Below are 658 nucleotides of genomic sequence, written 5' to 3'. Positions count from 1 at the left end.
TCAGCGTCCTCCGTGGGGATGACGTAGGCGACGATGCGCTGGTCGCCGGGCTGGTCTTCGCGGACGATGACGGCTGCTTGGCGTACGTGGGGGTGGTTGGTGAGGGTGGCTTCGATTTCGCCGAGTTCGATGCGGTAGCCGCGGACTTTGACTTGGGTGTCGATGCGTCCGGTGAATTCGAGTTGTCCGTCGGGGCGTCGGCGGGCGAGGTCGCCGGTGCGGTACATGCGGGTGCCGGGGGTGCCGTGGGGGTTGGCGGTGAAGCGGGTGGCGGTGAGGTCGGGGCGGTGGAGGTATCCGCGGGCGAGGAGGTCGCCGGCGATGTAGAGCTCGCCGGTGACGTTGGGGGGTACGGGCTGGAGGTGGGTGTCGAGGATGTGGATCTGGGTGTTCCAGATGGGGTGGCCGATGGTGATGGTGCCGGTGGGTGCGGGCTGTCCGGGTGCGATGCGGTACTGGGTGCAGCCGACGGTGGTTTCGGTGGGCCCGTATTCGTTGATGACGGTGGTGCCGGGGTGGTCGCGGCGCCACTCGTCGAGGGCCTCACCGAGGAGGGCTTCACCGCCGAGGACCAGCTGCTCGGTGGGTGAGATGTGCGGGGGCAGGTTCTTGAGCAGGGTGAGGTGTGAGGGGGTGGCCTTGACGAAGGTCGGCGCCT

At 68.4% G+C, this 658-nt stretch carries 1 protein-coding gene; it reads right to left on the bottom strand.

Annotated elements, in window-relative coordinates:
• Nucleotides 1-658, bottom strand: a 658-nt coding sequence (locus IF67_RS40065; RefSeq protein WP_037840444.1) for an AMP-binding protein, incomplete at both ends; no start/stop codon positions are given.

It is taken from the genome of Streptomyces sp. NRRL S-1813 (assembly GCF_000719605.1).
Taxonomy (GTDB): Bacteria; Actinomycetota; Actinomycetes; order Streptomycetales; family Streptomycetaceae; genus Streptomyces; species Streptomyces decoyicus.
Note: the sequence above shows the minus strand (reverse complement) of the source record. Positions and strands in the feature narration are given on the sequence as shown.